22 protein-coding genes, 1 pseudogene and 1 other annotated feature are annotated in these 18,149 nt (G+C 34.8%); of the genes and pseudogenes, 5 read left to right on the top strand and 18 right to left on the bottom strand.

Annotated features, from left to right (window positions below; all coding sequences use genetic code 11):
- Window positions 1–709: 709 nt before the first annotated feature.
- From MKY49_RS10080 to MKY49_RS10065, 4 genes are all read right to left on the bottom strand, one after another.
- A complete protein-coding gene (locus tag MKY49_RS10080; RefSeq protein ID WP_341386128.1) occupies window positions 710–2,071 on the bottom strand; it encodes an amino acid permease in 1,362 nt (453 codons plus the stop codon).
- A 79-nt stretch (window positions 2,072–2,150) separates the two neighbouring features.
- Window positions 2,151–2,402 (bottom strand) — a binding site (T-box leader).
- Window positions 2,403–2,579: 177 nt separating this feature from the next.
- On the bottom strand, window positions 2,580–2,846 hold the full coding sequence (locus MKY49_RS10075; protein WP_274796988.1) for a DUF4190 domain-containing protein: 267 nt from the start codon (window positions 2,844–2,846) through the stop codon (window positions 2,580–2,582).
- 301 nt (window positions 2,847–3,147) lie between these two features.
- Window positions 3,148–3,648: a hypothetical protein gene (locus MKY49_RS10070; RefSeq protein ID WP_341386127.1), complete on the bottom strand. Its 501-nt coding sequence runs from the start codon at window positions 3,646–3,648 to the stop codon at window positions 3,148–3,150.
- 244 nt (window positions 3,649–3,892) lie between these two features.
- The gene (locus tag MKY49_RS10065; RefSeq protein ID WP_341386126.1) at window positions 3,893–4,306 is read right to left on the bottom strand and encodes a YjdF family protein; all 414 of its coding nucleotides are present in this window, start codon (window positions 4,304–4,306) and stop codon (window positions 3,893–3,895) included.
- 910 nt (window positions 4,307–5,216) lie between these two features.
- Here MKY49_RS10065 and MKY49_RS10060 point away from each other — a divergent pair.
- The gene (locus MKY49_RS10060; RefSeq protein WP_313469601.1) at window positions 5,217–5,762 is read left to right on the top strand and encodes a CBO0543 family protein; all 546 of its coding nucleotides are present in this window, start codon (window positions 5,217–5,219) and stop codon (window positions 5,760–5,762) included.
- Between the two features lie 123 nt (window positions 5,763–5,885).
- Here MKY49_RS10060 and MKY49_RS23015 read toward each other — a convergent pair whose 3' ends face one another.
- Entirely contained in the window at window positions 5,886–6,242 is a 357-nt protein-coding gene (locus tag MKY49_RS23015; RefSeq protein WP_409264148.1) for a methyl-accepting chemotaxis protein, read from the bottom strand.
- Window positions 6,243–6,302: 60 nt separating this feature from the next.
- Window positions 6,303–6,611, bottom strand: a pseudogene (locus MKY49_RS23010) (PAS domain-containing protein); the annotation flags it as partial.
- A 663-nt stretch (window positions 6,612–7,274) separates the two neighbouring features.
- Here MKY49_RS23010 and MKY49_RS10050 point away from each other — a divergent pair.
- The 3 genes from MKY49_RS10050 to MKY49_RS10040 are packed head-to-tail and all read left to right on the top strand — an operon-like array spanning window position 7,275 to window position 8,549.
- Window positions 7,275–7,616, top strand: a complete 342-nt coding sequence (locus tag MKY49_RS10050; protein ID WP_313469595.1) for a DMT family transporter — start codon at window positions 7,275–7,277, stop codon at window positions 7,614–7,616.
- A gap of 3 nt (window positions 7,617–7,619) precedes the next feature.
- Window positions 7,620–7,934: a DMT family transporter gene (locus MKY49_RS10045; RefSeq protein ID WP_274796982.1), complete on the top strand. Its 315-nt coding sequence runs from the start codon at window positions 7,620–7,622 to the stop codon at window positions 7,932–7,934.
- Between the two features lie 30 nt (window positions 7,935–7,964).
- Window positions 7,965–8,549: a TetR/AcrR family transcriptional regulator gene (locus MKY49_RS10040; RefSeq protein ID WP_322604988.1), complete on the top strand. Its 585-nt coding sequence runs from the start codon at window positions 7,965–7,967 to the stop codon at window positions 8,547–8,549.
- A gap of 591 nt (window positions 8,550–9,140) precedes the next feature.
- Here MKY49_RS10040 and MKY49_RS10035 read toward each other — a convergent pair.
- The 11 genes from MKY49_RS10035 to MKY49_RS09985 all read right to left on the bottom strand — a co-directional run bounded on the left by MKY49_RS10035 (window position 9,141) and on the right by MKY49_RS09985 (window position 16,790).
- Complete coding sequence (locus MKY49_RS10035) at window positions 9,141–9,749, bottom strand: YpjP family protein (RefSeq protein ID WP_274796979.1); 609 nt, start codon at window positions 9,747–9,749, stop codon at window positions 9,141–9,143.
- 439 nt (window positions 9,750–10,188) lie between these two features.
- A complete protein-coding gene (locus MKY49_RS10030; protein WP_313469593.1) occupies window positions 10,189–10,965 on the bottom strand; it encodes a basic amino acid ABC transporter substrate-binding protein in 777 nt (258 codons plus the stop codon).
- 237 nt (window positions 10,966–11,202) lie between these two features.
- The gene (locus tag MKY49_RS10025; RefSeq protein ID WP_274796976.1) at window positions 11,203–11,721 is read right to left on the bottom strand and encodes a hypothetical protein; all 519 of its coding nucleotides are present in this window, start codon (window positions 11,719–11,721) and stop codon (window positions 11,203–11,205) included.
- A complete protein-coding gene (locus tag MKY49_RS10020) occupies window positions 11,718–12,197 on the bottom strand; it encodes an RNA polymerase sigma factor (RefSeq protein WP_341386123.1) in 480 nt (159 codons plus the stop codon). Before MKY49_RS10020 ends, MKY49_RS10025 begins: the two co-directional genes overlap by 4 nt.
- A gap of 134 nt (window positions 12,198–12,331) precedes the next feature.
- Complete coding sequence (locus tag MKY49_RS10015; protein ID WP_341386122.1) at window positions 12,332–13,132, bottom strand: nucleotidyl transferase AbiEii/AbiGii toxin family protein; 801 nt, start codon at window positions 13,130–13,132, stop codon at window positions 12,332–12,334.
- Between the two features lie 531 nt (window positions 13,133–13,663).
- Window positions 13,664–14,155 (bottom strand): immunity 22 family protein, encoded by a 492-nt coding sequence (locus MKY49_RS10010; protein WP_341386121.1) that lies wholly within the window; start codon window positions 14,153–14,155, stop codon window positions 13,664–13,666.
- 4 nt (window positions 14,156–14,159) lie between these two features.
- The gene (locus MKY49_RS10005; protein WP_341386120.1) at window positions 14,160–14,720 is read right to left on the bottom strand and encodes a hypothetical protein; all 561 of its coding nucleotides are present in this window, start codon (window positions 14,718–14,720) and stop codon (window positions 14,160–14,162) included.
- Window positions 14,721–14,782: 62 nt separating this feature from the next.
- On the bottom strand, window positions 14,783–15,571 hold the full coding sequence (locus tag MKY49_RS10000; RefSeq protein ID WP_341386119.1) for a class I SAM-dependent methyltransferase: 789 nt from the start codon (window positions 15,569–15,571) through the stop codon (window positions 14,783–14,785).
- On the bottom strand, window positions 15,559–15,990 hold the full coding sequence (locus MKY49_RS09995) for a BrxA/BrxB family bacilliredoxin (protein ID WP_312506059.1): 432 nt from the start codon (window positions 15,988–15,990) through the stop codon (window positions 15,559–15,561). The genes MKY49_RS10000 and MKY49_RS09995 overlap by 13 nt, the downstream gene beginning before the upstream one ends.
- A gap of 100 nt (window positions 15,991–16,090) precedes the next feature.
- Window positions 16,091–16,291, bottom strand: coding sequence for a hypothetical protein (locus tag MKY49_RS09990; protein WP_341386118.1), 201 nt, complete (start codon window positions 16,289–16,291; stop codon window positions 16,091–16,093).
- A 265-nt stretch (window positions 16,292–16,556) separates the two neighbouring features.
- Complete coding sequence (locus MKY49_RS09985) at window positions 16,557–16,790, bottom strand: DUF3953 domain-containing protein (RefSeq protein WP_274796969.1); 234 nt, start codon at window positions 16,788–16,790, stop codon at window positions 16,557–16,559.
- Window positions 16,791–17,027: 237 nt separating this feature from the next.
- Between MKY49_RS09985 and MKY49_RS09980 the strand changes: the two genes are divergently transcribed.
- Window positions 17,028–17,393, top strand: coding sequence for a hypothetical protein (locus MKY49_RS09980; RefSeq protein ID WP_312506065.1), 366 nt, complete (start codon window positions 17,028–17,030; stop codon window positions 17,391–17,393).
- A 179-nt stretch (window positions 17,394–17,572) separates the two neighbouring features.
- Here the strand turns inward: MKY49_RS09980 and MKY49_RS09975 are convergent, their stop codons facing one another.
- Entirely contained in the window at window positions 17,573–18,133 is a 561-nt protein-coding gene (locus tag MKY49_RS09975; protein ID WP_341386117.1) for a DUF4256 domain-containing protein, read from the bottom strand.
- Window positions 18,134–18,149: the final 16 nt, after the last annotated feature.

Raw genomic sequence — 18,149 nt, 5'->3', positions numbered from 1 at the left:
CTCCCTTTTATCATTACATATTATATATGTATCTCATTGAACTTACATAGTCCTTTTCTTTAATACGACTGAAATGAATATAAGTTCCAAATTTAAGTTAATTATCCATTTAAAATTAACAAACATCCCAAGCTAACTGTTCCATTTGATTAAGCATTTTTCCTCCAATTACCACGTCTAATTTATTTATTGTATATTATTCAATTAAATGCCCTTTTCGATGAAGAAAGACGCTTTCCTTACTAAAAGCGCCCGATTGTTTAAATTGTATTTTTAGTTCAATATAAGTACTTTAAGTACTTTAATCAAAAAAGGTACTTAATCCAAAATAGTTTGTTAAAGGTATTTTTCGACCTTCTTTATGCCAATTGTGATAATCCTCGAAAACAGCCTTCACATTATTATTAGCACGAACCTCTACTAAATAACATACTGCGAGATAACTTCGCCAGTAATCGAACATGATACTGGATATGTTAATATTTCACAATGCAACTTCAGGAAATATTTCTGCATGCATAAATAAAATACAAAAAACCAGATTCCATTGAATATGGAATCTGGTTTCAACACATTTGGGAACATTATTAACGGTAGTTCCTAGTATATAAAAATTATTAATCTTTATTTAGGTGTAACTAAACGAGTTAACCAAAATGACTTTTTACATCTGTCTTTGTTAAAGAAATATCAGTTATATGAAATGTAACTACCTTTTAACATTTACTACTTTGTATCCAACAAATAAGATGATAAACCAAACTGGTGCGACATATAGGGCAACACGCATATCCGGAATAAATGCCATTAACACAATGACCATTAATAAGAATCCAATGGCAAGATACGTAGAAAGTGGATAGAGCGGAATTTTGAATTTCAGTTCCGCTACTTCCTCTTTCGTTTTTGACTTTCTAAATTTCAATTGGGCTAATAAAATAATCATCCAGCTCGTTATGACTGCAACAGTCGCAACAGCAGAAATATAGATGAACACTTTTTCAGGTACTACATAGTTTAAGACAACCGCAATTAATAACATCGCTGAAGAAAATAATATCCCTCTTCGCGGACTACCGTTTTTACTTACTGTTTTAAAATATTTTGGACCATTTTTTTGTACTGATAAGTTGTGTAGCATACGTCCTGAACCATATAAACCACTATTAAATGCGGACATTGCTGCTGTAATGACAACAAAGTTAATAATGTGAGCCGCAGCAGGGATACCAACGTAATCGAAAATTTGAACGAATGGGCTACCTTCTGAACCAACTTCGTTCCAAGGATAAATAACCATCATAACGCCTAATGCACCAATATAGAAAATTAAAATACGCCAAACGATATTGTTAATAGCTGAAGGAATTGACTTCCTAGGATTTTTGGCTTCTCCTGCGGAAATACCAACTAACTCAACCCCACCGAATGAGAACATAACTAATACTAGTGACATTAAAATACCATGGAATCCGTTTGGCATGAAGCCACCGTGTGCCCATAAATTGTCGAAGCCAATTGCTTCACCGTGGTTACCAACACCAAAGAAAATAATAGCTAATCCTAGAACGATCATACCGATAATCGCCACAACTTTAATCATCGCAAACCAGAATTCGAATTCTCCGTAAGCTTTTACATTTGCTAAGTTTACAAGCGTCATAATAACAAGTACTACAAGGGCAGTTACCCATTGTGGGATATCAGGGAACCAGTAGTTAATATATACACCGACTACTGTTAATTCTGCCATACCAACGACTATCCACATGAACCAATACGTCCAACCAGATAAGAACCCTGCAAAGCGTCCTAAATATTTATTCGCGTACGTACTGAATGAGCCTGACACAGGTTCCTCTACTGCCATTTCGCCTAATGCTCTCATAATTGTGAAAATAACTAATCCGCCAATTAAATAAGCTAGTAAAATAGATGGCCCAGCCATTTGAATGGTTGAACTAGAGCCATAAAATAAACCGACCCCAATGGATCCGCCAAGTGCAATTAATTGTATGTGCCGAGTACTTAATCCGCGCTTTAGCTGTGAATCTTGATGATTGTCTTTCATAATGACTAACTCCTATTACGTTTAGATTTTCAAATACTTGCTCAAAAAAGGAATAAAAAAAACGCCCTTTTGGATTAACCAAAAGGACGATTCAACTCGTGTTACCACCTTTAATTTATAAGCAATTCACATTACTTACCTTAAGAAGTACGGTCAATTGACGATACTCTCGCACATGATTACGGGTGCTCACCGGCGTAGCCTACTAAGAATAATCTTTTCGGTACACAGCTCCAAGATGAATTCTCAATCGTTTTACATGCACCTCTCATCAACCGGTAACTTTCTGTTCGTAAAAATAATTGATACTATTTCTTTTCATTGCCTTTGTTCTATACAAATATTTTTGAATTGTTTTTCATTTTACAGCAAAAAATTATATTGTCAATATAATTTTTAAAATTTCTTCATAACCTGCTTAAATTACCTATAACATTTTACTATAGTACAACTTACCACTTAAAATTTCTTTTAAGCATACTCTTTTGTTTTATAAGAGCTTTAAATACTATCCTACACTTCTTACAGAATAAAAAACGAGAATACTAAGTACTGCAAAGAGTTGAATGAAAATTCCCACCACGCTACAAATTAAACCGGAAATAGCTAATCCACTACCACTTTGGTTATTTTGTACAATTTCTTTTGTCGCTTTTCTAGCCACTAAAACACCTATACAACCCAAAAACAAACCGATAAATGGTATTAAGATTGAAAGAATACCAAGAGTTAAAGAAATTACCGAATTACTATTTGTTTGAGCATTTCTAACCATTTAGATTTCCCCCTTTACAACCTTATATTACCACAATATACCATACAAACTATTCCAGTAAAATTCCCCTTTAGTTTAAGTGAAAATCCTCACAATTTCTTTGCTCCAATAATGATTTTCTTTAAATGTGTTACTCACTGAAAAAGGCACATTGGACTTGCTATTCCCACTGCATAATTCTCCCCTAAACGATTATTAAGAAAGGATATTTGTTCATTGTTGCCTCTGCGAGAATGAAGTAAAAAATAAAAAGCCATTCAAAATAAATGGCTTAATCATTTCAGCACGATACCCATTAGTACTATTGTTGTTCTCCACGAAGGAAACCATCAATCTTTTTCCGCACTATTGCGGGAGGAATTAGTTGAATATGGTCACCTTTATCATCACATGTAAAAATTCCTTTGAAAACTTCCGGCATGGCATCGTACTGTTTTTTTATTTGTTCATTAAATTTTTTGAAGCAGTCATATGGATAGTTTTCCAGCAAGTAAGGCATCAGAAAAGATGATCGTAAGATTTCATATTCCTGATAATTATATGGAGTACTTTCGGCACGCTTTTTTAAGATTTCCAACATCTTATTCATTAATATGGCAACTTCTTCTTCGCTTGCAAAGGCAGCATATCCTCTAATGGCCGTAAGTCGCATATCCAAATATCGCTCTTTTTTATACACTTTTAGAAAAAAGTCCTTTCCGTTCTCAGGCAAGTCAAATACGAATTGCTTTAATAATGCGTTTCGTTTGGCAATATCCTTTGTATGAAAGTATGTTTCCATTGTTGTATTTCTTTCATCCATATATCTCACTTCCATTCCTAAGCTAAAAGGCTACATCTTGTTTTTCAAATAGACTAAGCTTAATAGTTACTGTGTTTCTGATACCTCATGGCTTTACGATATTTAGTTTGTGAAGAGTTAATCTTTTAAAATTAATTTTAACATAAATATCCAACAAACAAATTACCACAAGGAAAAATTTGAAAGAGAAAGTTTAATAATAATCTAAAAAACTGACAACCAATGTTGCCAGTAAAAAAAGATGTTACCTACCCTTATGTTTATTTTTAGCCTTTTGAACCTTGATATTCCTAATATACTCTTTACGTTCTTCTTTCAGTCGTTTGCTGGTAACAGATTTTTCTTTTTTTCTGAGTTCAAATTCTGCTTTAAGAGCTTCTTCAGCCTTAGTTGAAATACTAGGCTTTTTAAGTTCTTTAGCAACTTTTCTTTGAAGTCTTTTCGGATTGATTTTTTTTACTGTATCTTGTTTGATCGGTATTCCACCATGTTTATCAATATTGATAAAATCAAACAAGTTTTTATTTACAAAATCTAAGACTTCGTGGTCCTTAGGTTCATTGCCGAAAACATACCTATATGCTTTGTATTTGTTTTCAGAAATGTTTTCTATTAGCCCTATATAAAATTGGCCATCATAATAAATGGTTAGCTTCATAGTAGGTCCCCCCTCATAATTTAAACTTGAATGATGGACATCCCGAGGAGGGGAAGGCTACTGACATCGTCATTTTGATGCATCCGGACTACCAACCGAATCGTGTTTTTTCATTCATTTATATATTATAAATAATTTAGTATTTTTTGTAATAAAAAATAAATATTTTGATTATAACTTGGCTTAAATTAGATAAAAAAGGAACTCTCATAAGATAAAGATCTAAACGGGGAACAAAACACCCTATTTTGGGTTCATTGAAATTACTTTTTATAGTTTAAATTTTAATGAATTAATCATACTTCAGTTTAAAGACTAAATGTTATGGCATAGTTCAGCACTATAAGTATATATTTGAGATATTGTCAAAAGATATTATTATGAAGTAGCACAAGACAGATTGTGATAGAAGGTGTTTATTCGGTGCTGATTGGAACAGTCTCTTTTTTTATATGTTGGCTTGCATTTTTATTTTTTTCTAATAAAAAGAAGTTCCCACTATATGTATTCACATGTTACGTTGGTATTATTTTATCATTAATTGCGAATTTGATGATGTTTGTTTACCCTTTATGGGAATATCCAGGAACAAAGATCGAACAATTTTTTATTAATCTTCTAAATGGTTTTGGGATATACTTTGTGGTTATCTATTTTTTTTCTACAGTCATTACCTAAAAAGGAAAATTTTTTATCTATTACACGACATATATTTTATTGGTCTATATTTGTCATTTTAATTGAACTGCTTTATTTGACTACAGGCTTTATTGAATATGACTTATGGTGGAACTTAGGATTCTCATATGTCACTGATTGTATTTTATTTATTATGTTCTACATCCATCATAAATGGGCATCAAATTATTTAACAGTAAAGAGAGATTAATTCCGAATCAGGAGGATCGTGATGCACCCCACTTGGCAAGAGGTTCAAGAATTGACACAACAATTTAGAAATATAAAAACAGAGTATTGGTTAAGTGAAAACGTTTTTACCTTGAGTTGGTGGATTCTTTCAGTTACATCTTTATGTTTATTAATCGTATGGATCATTATTTTAGATAAAAAAAGAATAATGGAGATTATCACATATGGATTTTTTGTAGGAACTATAGCAATATTGGCAGACATAGCAGGTTTTTGGTTAGGATTATGGCAATATCCAATTACAATAACACCTTTACATTTACCTATCGAAATCCACAGACTACAAATGCCTATAATTTATATGTTGTTTTACCAGTATTTTAAAACGTGGAAAGCTTTTACAATTGCAGCGATGGTAAATGCCTTTGTATTCTCTTTTTTATTGGAACCATTATTGGTGTGGTTACAAATATATGAACCCTATCATTGGAAATACACCTATTCATTTATAGCCTATTTTGTCATAGCTATTGTAATGAAATGGTTAATCAATAAATTTAAGCATTTGGACCAAAATTATCAGTAGTTAAGTTGTACATTAATTTACAAAAAAAACATCTTGCGCTTGAATATAGGGAAGATAAAAATTAAGAAAATAACAAATACCAAGTATTTTAGCCTTGGTATTTGTTTACTACTTCTAGACTTTTTAAAATTCATTCATAATTTTATTAATCCTTAGTTGAGTGCTTTCAACTAACTTTTGTAAGTTTTCCGTGATATCACTAACCTTTGTTACTTCATCAGTAATGTGCCCTACATAAGAGCTGACATCTTTGATAGCCTCATCTGAATTATTGGCTAATTTACGGACCTCATCGGCAACCACTGCAAATCCTTTCCCATGCTCCCCAGCACGTGCTGCTTCAATGGCTGCATTTAATGCTAATAAATTTGTTTGAGAAGCGATATACCTTATCTTTTTAGATACTTCAATTATTAATTTAGTTTCTTCTTTTAGAGAATTAAGTGCTTGAATGTTTTCATTAGATTTAGAAACAACCAAATTTCCTAATTCTGTAGATATATCATTTAATTGAGCTATAACATCCCTTGTTTTATTTTCACGTTCTGTAATATCTGTGGCAATCTTCAAAACATGACCTACATTTCCCTTGTCATTTAGAATTGGTATATAGGTAGCTTCAAGCCATAATAAATTCCCCCTTTTACCGACTCTCTGCATTTTTTGCTGGAACTTGATTCCTCTGCGAAGGTTATCCCATAATAAAACGTATTCTTTACTGTTTCTAAATTCTTGCGTACATAATTGTTTATGTTCCATATCTTTCATTTCATTCACTTCATATCCTAAAGTGCTAGAAAAGTTTTTATTAACCCAAATTATTTCGCCTTGTAAATTAAACTCTATCATTGCTAAATTTAATTCAAGTGCAGATATAACTGCTTTTTCATTCAAAACTTGTGTAGTTGCTATAAAAGTAGTGCTCAAACATTTAACCTCCATTACTTATGAACCAATTTTCTAAATTGAATTGATTATACCTTTTTTAATTCTTTTTTTCTATAAATTTCTTTATTTCGTTCAATTTGAGCACAATACTAATATTTTTATGTGTTTGTTAACATGTTCATTTGAATGACATAAAAAAGTCCAGGTACTCACTTACTTCTGAAACCTTATCAAAATCGGAACCTATATATGATACAAATTCTTAAAGTACCTGATGCAGTTTTTTCTAAGTAATGAACTTTGTAGCACATTCTAGGTTTTAACCACATATGTCTCTTTCTATATAGTTACTATTTGTTAGCGATTTACGAAAGTATCTTTTCCTCTTAATGAAGATATGAAGGTATGAAGGTATGATTTCAGCATACCGGCCAGATCCTAAGATATAGGGGTTGTATCTTTAAGTTTCTTATTATAAAATCTAACTAACGTTAGGTAATTATTTTGCTATTTGAAGGAAGGACTTTAATGAAGGTGTTAAAGTCATATTTTTCCCACAAAAAATCTAACGAATGTTAGTTAATTTAATGTAACTAAATTAATTTTGAAGAAGGAGAGATTTTAATGGCTTGGTTTTATCTGATTCTTGGAGGTATCTTTGAAGTCGGCTGGGCACTTGGATTAAAGTACTCTGATGGCTTTACGAATATAAGTGTTCTAATTCCTACATTGTTGTTACTGGTGTTAAGTTTTTGGTGTTTTTCGAAAACATTAGTGGTTCTTCCTGTATCAACTGCCTATGCGGTCTTTACAGGACTAGGGGCCTTTGGAACAGCTATAGTAGGTATGACTTTGTTAGGTGATCCAGTGAGCTTTACAAAAGTTGTTTTAGTATTAATATTAATCAGCTGCATTATCGGTTTGAAAATAGTATCCAATGAAACAGAAACAGAAAGTGGTGATTAAAATATGGGATGGCTTTTTATAGTAATGGCAGGCATATTTGAAGTTGGAGGCATAATTAGCCTTAAATTAACTGAAGGATTTACAAAACTTAAACCGACAATATTGTTGATCATGTGCATGGGATTGAGCTTTTTCTTTCTTTCACTATCATTAAAAGAAATTCCTATTAGTATTGGCTATGGGCTGTGGACAGGTATTGGGGCAGCCGGTAGTGTGTTACTTGGTATGTTAATCTTTAATGAGCCGAAAAGTATAAAAAAATTAATGTTGGTTGGTGGTATTATAATTAGTATCGTAGGCCTTAAGCTTGTGTCCTAATTTGTATATACTTCTAAATGAGGTGAGGAAATGAAAAAAGGAGAAGAAACGAAACAAAACATTCTAGAACATGGATTAAGATTATTTTCCTCAAAAGGTTATGAGGAAACTTCTCTTAAAGATATCGCAACTAAAGTCAACATTAAGACACCTTCCATTTATGCTTATTTTTCAAGTAAAGATGAACTCTTTGAAAAAATAGTAGAATTTGTGATTGATGACTATGTAAAATTTATTGATGATCAAGCATCTACTATAGGTTCACTTTCCATTAAAGATCAGTTATATAAGTTGTTAGGAGAATTAAATGAATACTACTATATGAATGACAGAGGGGTTTTTCTTAAACGGTATGGGGTTTTCCCACCAGAAAGATTTAAAGAAATTATCACTCAAAAAAACAGTATGGTTGAAAATAAAATTAGAAAATTACTTTATATGATTTTAGATGTTAAATCAGACGATCATCAGTTTATCGAAAAAGAAAACATTGCAACATCTTTTATTTGTCTCCTAGATGGAATGTTGTTCTATCTCATGAATTATTCATTTGAAGAATATGAAAGAAGACTAACATCTACTTGGAAAGTATTCTGGAAAGGAATATTGAAATAGATGTCCACTGCTTCTGGGTGACAGAGTATAATAAGATTCGCTACATAAAATTCTTATTTATTGTATAAACTATGATATCCGTCCAGAGAAGATGTTTCTTAGATTAGGGAGAAGGATTTACCTTCCCCTATCTTTACTTAAAGTTCAACTAACGAGAAAGTCTACTGCATAACCACCTGTATCTAATTTCTTTCCAATAGCATTGGCTAATACAATTTCCTTTGTTCACAGTCCAGTCCATTTCATTCATCCTTTCTGAACAATATCTTTTCAACTAACCACTTTCCTCTACCTAATACTCCTCCAGCTCTTGGCTTTATTTGTTCAGCCATTCAAGATCCAGCACAATCAAAGCCAGCTTACCTTACTTGTATTAAACCTTGATTCCAAAGTGTAATAAACGTTTCTTTTGGTGTTGTGTACTATCAAATTTAACGATTTCATGAACCTCCCCAATGAATAATATGAATCTACTCTCTACTTTCCTTACTATTTAATCGTCACCTCTGCCCTCGGTGCTCCGAATAAAACCTGCTATAAGCGTTTTCGCACAAAAAAACACTCGCCATGTAAACGAGTGTTTCAAGTCTTTTATGACAACCACTTAGGTGGTGTGTTTTTTTCCCAATAGATATCGCCCAGGTTGTAGTGTGCCATAAAGTTGTCCTCTGCACTGTGGTAATGGAAGTTGTAATAGTACCCTTCCTGTGGTCTTTTTTCTGTACGCACATGGAAGCGAATTAGATCTGTTCCAGTTTCATTGTTGATAACATTGAAAATTTTCTCACCATAATGACCACTTGGCTTTTCAGAGATAGTTAATGAAGCTAGGGATTGCTCGTCCAAAGTAGCAACTGTCATCGCAATGGCTTCCTCCATTTTTGGGAAGATGATGTTGTCGAATTCATGACTAATTTTTGGACCAATTTTTGTGCCAAACTTTATGTACGATTGCTCTCTAGCTGCATCCATGAGTAAGGCATTATAGTCAATCTCTTCCTCTTGTATCTGTAGCTGCTCGTCACTGCTATCCTCACGTTCAGCAGCTAGGGCTGTGCTTGTCCCAGCAGCAGGGCCAATGGATGCACGGTTCGAAGGATTTTGATCGAGTGCATCCCAAATCTCATGGGTAGGCGTGATTAAACCAAATGTTAAAAACGCAACCATGATGACTATACTTTTTTTAACCCACGTTTTCATTTTATCACCTACGCTTTATGTACAAATTGGTAATTCTCCTATTATTATATACGTTCTGGCCATTAAAAGGTTTCATATTTCTATAATTCATTGTACAATATTTATGAATAATGTGTCGTTTTTTTAAAGGAGGTACAAAAGCATGGACATCGTAATGGGTATTGGACTTTTATTAATGTTAGGTTATTTATCATCTTTATGCTTTACGGACTAATTTAGTCAATTTGCATCATTCAAATGTAACATGACGCGTTCAAGGCTTTGCTATTATTTTTAAGTTCATACTATGGTGAAAAGCGGCATGTGTACAGGAACGTTTGAGTAAGAATGATTGGAGCTAATACAGTGGCTCCAATCTTTTTTTGGTTTTATATCAAAATAAACCGTAGACAATCACCTATCGTGAGCTTCTACGGTTTGTTTATGCTAGCCTTTACTATTAAAAATCTGAACCCGTAATTTCCTTCAGCTTCCCGTTTTCTTTAATCTTTTTAAGGCCTTCGTTTAATTTATCTAAAAGCTCTTTATTCCCCTTTTGAACCATAAAGCCATAATATTCTTTTTCAAAGGAATCATCTTTTATTACTTTTAGCTTGTCATTTGGATGTGCTTTGATATATTCGTAAACGACTGAATTATCACCAATTGCTGCATCTACGTTGCCATTCAGCATCTCCTGTATAGCGATTGGTTGATTTTCAAATGCAAAAATATTTGGACTTGATTCACCCTGTAATTTTTTAGCAGCCATATGACCAGTAGCATTAATTTGGACGGAAATCTTTTTATCTTTTAATTCATCCAACGATTTAATTTTTGAATCTTCTTTCACGACGATTAATAATTGAGATTCATAATACGGCTCTGTAAAATCAAATGTTTCTTTACGCTCGTCCGTAATGGTAATTCCTGCACCACCGATATCCGTCTCACCATTTTTAATTGTTTGGAATACTGGCTCCCAACCAATACTTTCCCACTTCACGTCAAAATCCATTTCATCCGCGATAGCTTGTAGAACATCCACATCAATTCCTACAATATTTCCTTTATCGTCGAGTGAGACAATAGGAGCAAATGTAGCTTCTGTTCCTACCTTATACACTTTTTTACCTTCTCCATCTCCTGACGATGAATTTTCTTTTGCACCACAGCCCGCTAAAACGAGTGTGAAGGCTGCCACAATTGTGAGTACCACCATTAACTTTCTTTTCATAGCCCATCCCCCTATTCTATTTTTCCATAATGCGTATTATTTTTCGCAATTCGGAAATATAAGACTATTAGGTAAATTATAAAGACATCATTCTCATTAGACAATACTTTTTTGTATAAACATAATATTTTCTTAATATTAATTCGTGTTTTTAGTATTTAAAGGATTTATTGGCAAGGCACACATAGTATAGTCTATCCCTATACATAATAAAAAGAATCCCTCTAAAGGGATTCTTCATCGTATCGGTTGTTCAAAATTCCAATTTGTATAAATGACAGCTGCCTGAACTGGTTGTGAGGAAGTATTTTCTGTAAAGCCACTTATTAAATTACCTACTCTAAAGGTAGGCTCAAATAATTGTTCTTCCTTAGGTGGTGCTGTTGGACCATCAATTCCAATTCTAGTTTCATCTGTCACGACGACTTCCATTCCATTATCTAGTGTAAAGCTCAGCCCATCCTCTCCAACTGCTGTAATAATTCCTTCGATATTTACTAATGCTTTTGCTGCAGGTGCAGAATGATCCGCTACAATTCTTTCCGTTAAATCAATTGTTGTATCATTGTTTGTATGAACCATAGCAACTACTGCAATCACTGCACAGGCAACTAAACTTGCCACACTTATTCTTACTTTTTTCATAAAGGCCCTCTTTTCTTTCTTTTCATATGCCAACATCTCTTTCTGCATCTTATCCTTAAATTCCTCCGAAGCATGAATCTGCTTCATCACATTCTTATAAGCATTCATCATACTTTACTCCCCTCTTCTAATATCGTTTTCAGCTTCATTCGTGCCCTTCGTAGCTTGGAGCCTACTGTGTTGACATTTATCTCTAATAAATTGGCAATTTCTGCAGTTGTGTAGCCTTCATAATAATGTAAATAAACAATGGCTCTCTCTTTAGGATGAAGCTCAAAAATTTCAGCAAGAACGATTTGCTCCTCTTTTGCGATAAAGGACATGTCTTCGGTAATTGGAACCGTTTTCTTCACACGAGAAGATTTAAAATAATCCTTGCATTTATTGAATGTCACTTTTATAAGCCAAGCCTTTAAATGCGATTCATTATCGAAAGGCTTTTTCTGTTTCATCAGTGTCATATAAACCTCTTGTACAATATCCTCCGCCTCAGACATACTTTTTGTCTGTTGCACAGCAATTCGTATAAGCATGTCACTATAGGTTTGAACAATTTCTTGCACACACAAGCCAGCAAACGTTATCATATTTCACTTAACCTCCTTCATGTCATAATACGATTCAACTTCATTTATTCGTGCAACAGATCATTTAAATAAAAAAAGAGACAAAAATATGTAAAACCCCGTGAACAATATGAGGTTCACGGGGGTGTCTATCGTTATTGCCAAGCCTGATTGTCAAACTGCCACTCTTTAAAAAATTCATCCTCATCTAAAATGACTTCATATACAGGATTAAAAAAGTGTTTCAGAACGCCTGATATTTCAAGCGTAGGATTTAATTCGATGGTAAAGTGATGTCGATCAAATAATTCCTCAATATATTCCTGTAAAGCACGCCCTTCAATGTTTTGCGTTTGGATCAGTGAAAGTACATCTTCTATGGCCTTTGCAGTCTTCTCTAACGCTGGATATTGATATATTTCTATAAATTTTTGTGCAAGCACAAACTCCGTTGGATATGTATAAAGTACCGCAGCCTTACAATCTAGCAAGCTTGGGAAAATAATTGTTTTCGGCATCACTCGCGCGCTTTCATTAAAGGTAATTTTTACTTCTATGTATGTGGTCATCTGAGCCAATGCTACTGGTATTGTTATATGAATACTATTATCCGTTAATATAGACTCTATCTTTTCTGCAAACCATTCAATCCCATCCTCAACTGTCATCAAACAAATTTCCTTCAATGCCTGATTGACAATGTCATGCTGATGGATGCTTTTTCTAGCTGTTAGTGTAAGTACGTTTGAATGCTTTACCAGCCCATCTGTTAATGCAAATAATAATGTATCTCCATCTAGATAAAATTGATCGTCATAGGATGATCCAGCTAGGCGATATAGTAGCCGTTCTTGACAATAAAGTGAAACGAGCTGCTCCAAATTTTCTTGCCGTGATTCAGCTAAATTTATTAATTGAGCTGCTACATTTGTTGAAAGAGTATTGATATTTTCCATAGACTTCCCTCACCTTTTTGATTTTTCAGATTTCTTATTCGGAATTTAGATTTTTACTAAAATTCATACTTTTATTATTACTTATTTTCTGAATGGAGTAAACGGTAATGTATACCAATATAGTATGTATAAAAAAATAGCCTGTCGTTAAAAAGCACGACAGGCTATACAATTAGACAAGGGGCAGCCTCGCTTGTGCGAAACCACCCCTTTAGTATTTATAGGTAACATTTTCGTAAATTGTAAAAGTCTCAACCCAATCATCTGGGGAATATTATCTTGAAACAGTATTCGTTTCATTACCGCGGTAAAATTCCACTGTGAGCTTTCTAACTTAAGCAACGCAAACCCTACCATCTTTTGCGTCCTTGCAGCCCCAAAGCATGCGCCAGTGTGAATAAGTATCTACAAAAACAAAAAGCAGAATGCCAGATTACGGAAATATGCCACCTAAAATAGCACGTGTATTATTATAACATCTAATTTCATAAAAGTAAATACGTAATTGACGAAAAACTTTTAATGGTAATATTAAATTTCCCGCATTTTGATAGAACCAATAAAATCCAAGTGAAATGCTTCATGATGCATATGTTGAATCTGTCCTTCATACTTCACATCATATAATAAAACCACTGTATTATAGGCTTTGGGTAACTCCTTCCCTATTTTTTCTATAAATTGATGTTTAAACAGCCGAGCATAGGAGAATTCATCACGTATAAGTTGCCCTAGTTGATTAGAAGAAACCTCATCAAATAATGCCTCACAGAAATCCTCATCGAATGTTAAACCAAAATCATATTCAAATTGATTATAGAACTCATCATATAGCGCCTTAAAAGCCTCTTCACAGGGACGGTGCTCATTTTTTGCTAAAAAAAGCTGCTTAAGCTTTTGTGAAAATGATTCGTCCGTTTCCTCTTCACCTTGATAAACTGTATTAAGATAGGTAGCTAGCTGTTCTTCATTAGTAAAATTACCTGCCCAAATGGATACATAGCCTTCGTTTTCATAATTCATGGTCTCATTCCTTTCTTGAATAAATCAAGGCACCGCCTGAGCCCATGATTAGTAAATGTTTGCCGGATGGAGAGAAGCCACATTTAATTACACCATCCAATCGCTGTACATCAATAGCTGTTGCATTTTTTAAATATTCATAATGTGTCGTATAAAGATGATCAAGCACTACCGTAGCTCGTGGCCACCAAGGATAAATGACCTCCACATGCCAGCCATCTGTTGTCATATGGATCCCATCTCCTGCTTCAAAGCCAAAAATAGGAATCGGTTGCTTAGATATTGGCAGCTGAAACGTTAAACGGTCATCACTTATGCTGTCGTCTGTACGATCTGCATCTCGTTCTCTAGTAAGGTGACGACCTGTTATAGGCTCTGTGACACTATAGCCTGATCCACTAATGAGTACGATGTTTTCATCAGGATCCCACCCACAAGCCAGGACACCATTCGCTAGAACGATGGTTTCATGTATCCAGGGACTTGGAGGTTTCGTGCCTATCAAAGCCTGTGCTTTTGCCAGCAAATCTAATTCAAATGGGGTTCTTATTTCATTGTTCGCCATATTATTGCAGCCTCTTTTCTCTAACGATATAATAAATAGAGGCCTGTCTCAAGAACAAGCCTCTATACGTTTAAAACACCATAATGAAATTTAGCGGTGATCCGTTCATATTGCTGAAAACCATAGATTGCAAACCATTCCGAACGAAAATGCGCCTTTAACACGACACGCTTTTTCGCCACACGCTTGGCTTCATGGACCCATTCATCTGTTAATGTGACATGTTCTCCTGCTTGCCGTAGTGCTTGGAAATTATTAGCCTCTTCAATAATCTCTTCAAACATCGGGTCCATATAGACTACGTCAAACGCATTGTCTGGTAAGGTTTTTAAATAATGAATAGCCTCTGACTGAATGACCTCAATTTGTCGCATGCAGGCAGTTAATGGTAACTCAGCCGTATCATAGGTTTGCATCCCTTGTCTAACAATAAACGCTACATTTGGATTCGCCTCTAGTCCCACTACACGACCTGCTTCCCCCACTGTATAAGCTGCTAGCATGGCATCCGCCGCTAGCCCTAGCGTACAATCCAACACCGAATCACCCTGTTGAAGCTGTGCCGCTTCCAAAAAAGGCTCTGTCTCACCACGTGCAACGCGCTTTAAACGAAACGCCGCAGAATTGGGATGAAAGAAAAATGGCTCCTGTGCCCCATAGGCATAATAGTCATAACGATTTTTCCCCGCCACCATCACATGGGCCTGCAATGCCTGTGACATCTTGTGAATAGATCGCTTCTTTCTTGGCTCAAATGTAGCGCCTAATTCTTGACATGCAAAAGCAGCGAGCGCCATCGATACCTCGTCTGGTCTGCCCGCTGTCGTCACTATCGTTTTTAGTTCTCGCATGTTTGCTCTAACACGCCAGTTAAATGAGAAACAATTTGCTCCACAGGGAAGCCTTCAATTTGTTCACGTGGAATAAAGTAAGCCAATTGCCCATCCTTTAAAATCGCCATAGAAGGTGAGCTTGGTGGCACATCTTCAAAATAAGCACGCATTGCCGCAGTTGCTTCTGGGTCTTGCCCTGCAAACACCGTCACTAAATTGTCTGGCTTCACCGCTGCAATCGCCTCACGCGCTGCCGGACGAGCAAGTCCTGCTGCACAACCGCATACTGAGTTAATCACCACTAACGAAGTCCCCTTCGTCTCTGCCATAAATTCATTCACCGCATCAGCAGTCGTTAGCTCCGTAAATCCAGCCTCCACAAGCTCCTCACGCATCGGCTTTACTACCTGCTTCATATATTCATCATAAGCGTTCATGCTTTTACCCTCTTTCCTATGTATTCGCAAAGCTATTATAGCAAGGTTTTGTGTGAATGTACAAAAACATGCTTTTTGGCTAAAAAGCACTTGAAATCTATCATATCCCTAATACAGAAATGAACTTCGTTGTTGAACTTTTTTCCTCGATCCACGTTTGAAATTCTGTCATCATCGAGATAAGTTGTTTGATATTGATATCATAGTTATCTCTAAACTCTTTCTCAGAATAGACATATAGAAAGCCGATTGTATCTTTTAATGATTGAGGGGTGGGATTACTTTGTAGGACCTGTTTCATTTTATCCAGTTCCTTATTAATTTGGCCCCAAATCTCAATCTCTATTTCATTGAAAGCAAAGTAATCAAACTTCTTGTAGCACTTCTCAATTGCAGGCAATATGTAGCCAAAGTTGTCTTCGGTAAAGAAAATAGAAGAAGTATTCAGCATTCGCCTATGTATATATCAGGTAAAATCTCTATATAACACGAACCTTCAAGTACACTTAAATCATAAATTATTTCAATCACTCAACCTGCCCCTTTCCATCGGACTCAAATAGTAACTACATCCATAAAAAGCTTTGAATAGACGCATACATTGAAAATAAAAACACCCCGGTGAGGAAGCATCCATAAACCTTTTTCCCTCTCTGGAATTCTTGTATGCCTGAAGTTAACATGTATAAGCCTAGGAAAAAGAACATTAGACAATTCAGTTGGAAATCTCGTGCGATGAGTCCGTAAGCTGCGAGAGAAATGCCGATGATGGAAAAAACAATTTGTAATATTTTTAGCATAACTTTCCACCCCCTCTTTTCTTAATCTTACACCAAACATGAACGGAAATGATTTAAATTACCTTTATTTGTTACTATATTTTCTGACAGGTTTTATTTTATTTAAATAATTAAGAACGATTCTCAAAACGTTATTCTACTCCTACTCCCACAATAGTTAAAGGAAAATATTAACGATTAAAATTTTTCTGAAAAAATGATATTATCAAAAGGATTTTTGATTAATGGGGGATTTTGATGAACATCGATTTTGAAGAGCAATTATGTGAGATTTTTTCAGCATTACAACTAATTGAAGGAGTTAAATCAGTAGAGTGTATTATTACTATTTTAAAAGATCGAGTCATTTTCCCTGAAATAACCACCTTAATACTCAACTCCAAATTCGAATTGGTTTATGTATTTGATGAGCAAAAAGTGGTGTTCAAGACGTTAAAAGAAGTAGCGATTGATTCAACGTATATAAAAGAAATCAATCTTATTAATGAACATATTCATGCAATTGAAACCATCTTGAATGAGTTAATTAATACCGAAGTAATTGCAAACTATTCTCTACACCTTCTGTCTTTAAAGTATAAAGAGAAAATTCCGAATAGTTGATATTAGGAAGTGGTGAACTGTTAGCAAATGCCGATTTTCAATTGGAGATCGGCTTTTTTAGTAAAGATGCTCTGTTAATTCATCCAGTCTAAAAATAATGGAGTTTCATTATAGAATTTGTTACTTAATAACAAAAGGGAAACCCTCACAAATTAGGTTTCCCTACCTTACTATGAACGTCAAACTCTTAAGGAGCCACGGAAACCTCTTGCGGCATAGTAGGATTCTGCTCCATTATGATACATGAAAATCGTGTCATAGCGGCGGTCACAGAAAATGGCACCACCGAGTTTTCTGATGTTTTCTGGTGTTTGTACCCAGCTTGATGTTTTCAAATCGAATTTCCCAAGCTGTTGTAACTCGCGATATTGCTCTTCCGTTAACAGTTCAATGCCCATGTCCTTCGCCATGTCCATTGCAGTATTTTCTGGTTTGTGATTTTTTCTTGCTTCCCATGCTTCTCTGTCGTAGCATACACTTCTTCGACCTTTAGGACTTTCTGCTGAACAATCATAGAAAATATATTCGTCTGTCTTTGCATCATAGCCAACAACATCTGGTTCACCACCAGTCGCTTCCATTTCATGAAGTGACCACAATTTTTCTGGATTTGCGTCAAGTTTAGCTTGTACACTTGCCCAATCAATGCCTTCATGGCGTTCAATATTTTTCTCAAAACGAGCTTTTAATGTTTTGATGAGTTCCTCTTGTTGTTCATGTGTCAATTCCTTATTGGTCATCGTTGTCTCCCCTAAC

Source organism: Lysinibacillus sp. FSL M8-0134, from assembly GCF_038069745.1.
Classification (GTDB): domain Bacteria; phylum Bacillota; class Bacilli; order Bacillales_A; family Planococcaceae; genus Lysinibacillus; species Lysinibacillus irui.
The sequence above is the reverse complement of the archived record's forward strand: the minus strand, read 5'-3'. Positions and strand labels throughout refer to the sequence as shown.

What these genes read in the sequence shown, in the direction of transcription:
- MKY49_RS10080 (WP_341386128.1), bottom strand. Translation starts at nt 2,071, where the DNA reads ATGAAAGACAATCATCAAGATTCACAGCTAAAGCGCGGATTAAGTACT.
- MKY49_RS10075 (WP_274796988.1), bottom strand. Translation starts at nt 2,846, where the DNA reads ATGGTTAGAAATGCTCAAACAAATAGTAATTCGGTAATTTCTTTAACT.
- MKY49_RS10070 (WP_341386127.1), bottom strand. Translation starts at nt 3,648, where the DNA reads ATGGATGAAAGAAATACAACAATGGAAACATACTTTCATACAAAGGAT.
- MKY49_RS10065 (WP_341386126.1), bottom strand. Translation starts at nt 4,306, where the DNA reads ATGAAGCTAACCATTTATTATGATGGCCAATTTTATATAGGGCTAATA.
- MKY49_RS10060 (WP_313469601.1), top strand. Translation starts at nt 5,217, where the DNA reads ATGCACCCCACTTGGCAAGAGGTTCAAGAATTGACACAACAATTTAGA.
- MKY49_RS10050 (WP_313469595.1), top strand. Translation starts at nt 7,275, where the DNA reads ATGGCTTGGTTTTATCTGATTCTTGGAGGTATCTTTGAAGTCGGCTGG.
- MKY49_RS10045 (WP_274796982.1), top strand. Translation starts at nt 7,620, where the DNA reads ATGGGATGGCTTTTTATAGTAATGGCAGGCATATTTGAAGTTGGAGGC.
- MKY49_RS10040 (WP_322604988.1), top strand. Translation starts at nt 7,965, where the DNA reads ATGAAAAAAGGAGAAGAAACGAAACAAAACATTCTAGAACATGGATTA.
- MKY49_RS10035 (WP_274796979.1), bottom strand. Translation starts at nt 9,749, where the DNA reads ATGAAAACGTGGGTTAAAAAAAGTATAGTCATCATGGTTGCGTTTTTA.
- MKY49_RS10030 (WP_313469593.1), bottom strand. Translation starts at nt 10,965, where the DNA reads ATGAAAAGAAAGTTAATGGTGGTACTCACAATTGTGGCAGCCTTCACA.
- MKY49_RS10025 (WP_274796976.1), bottom strand. Translation starts at nt 11,721, where the DNA reads ATGATGAATGCTTATAAGAATGTGATGAAGCAGATTCATGCTTCGGAG.
- MKY49_RS10020 (WP_341386123.1), bottom strand. Translation starts at nt 12,197, where the DNA reads ATGATAACGTTTGCTGGCTTGTGTGTGCAAGAAATTGTTCAAACCTAT.
- MKY49_RS10015 (WP_341386122.1), bottom strand. Translation starts at nt 13,132, where the DNA reads ATGGAAAATATCAATACTCTTTCAACAAATGTAGCAGCTCAATTAATA.
- MKY49_RS10010 (WP_341386121.1), bottom strand. Translation starts at nt 14,155, where the DNA reads ATGAATTATGAAAACGAAGGCTATGTATCCATTTGGGCAGGTAATTTT.
- MKY49_RS10005 (WP_341386120.1), bottom strand. Translation starts at nt 14,720, where the DNA reads ATGGCGAACAATGAAATAAGAACCCCATTTGAATTAGATTTGCTGGCA.
- MKY49_RS10000 (WP_341386119.1), bottom strand. Translation starts at nt 15,571, where the DNA reads ATGCGAGAACTAAAAACGATAGTGACGACAGCGGGCAGACCAGACGAG.
- MKY49_RS09995 (WP_312506059.1), bottom strand. Translation starts at nt 15,990, where the DNA reads ATGAACGCTTATGATGAATATATGAAGCAGGTAGTAAAGCCGATGCGT.
- MKY49_RS09990 (WP_341386118.1), bottom strand. Translation starts at nt 16,291, where the DNA reads ATGAAACAGGTCCTACAAAGTAATCCCACCCCTCAATCATTAAAAGAT.
- MKY49_RS09985 (WP_274796969.1), bottom strand. Translation starts at nt 16,790, where the DNA reads ATGCTAAAAATATTACAAATTGTTTTTTCCATCATCGGCATTTCTCTC.
- MKY49_RS09980 (WP_312506065.1), top strand. Translation starts at nt 17,028, where the DNA reads ATGAACATCGATTTTGAAGAGCAATTATGTGAGATTTTTTCAGCATTA.
- MKY49_RS09975 (WP_341386117.1), bottom strand. Translation starts at nt 18,133, where the DNA reads ATGACCAATAAGGAATTGACACATGAACAACAAGAGGAACTCATCAAA.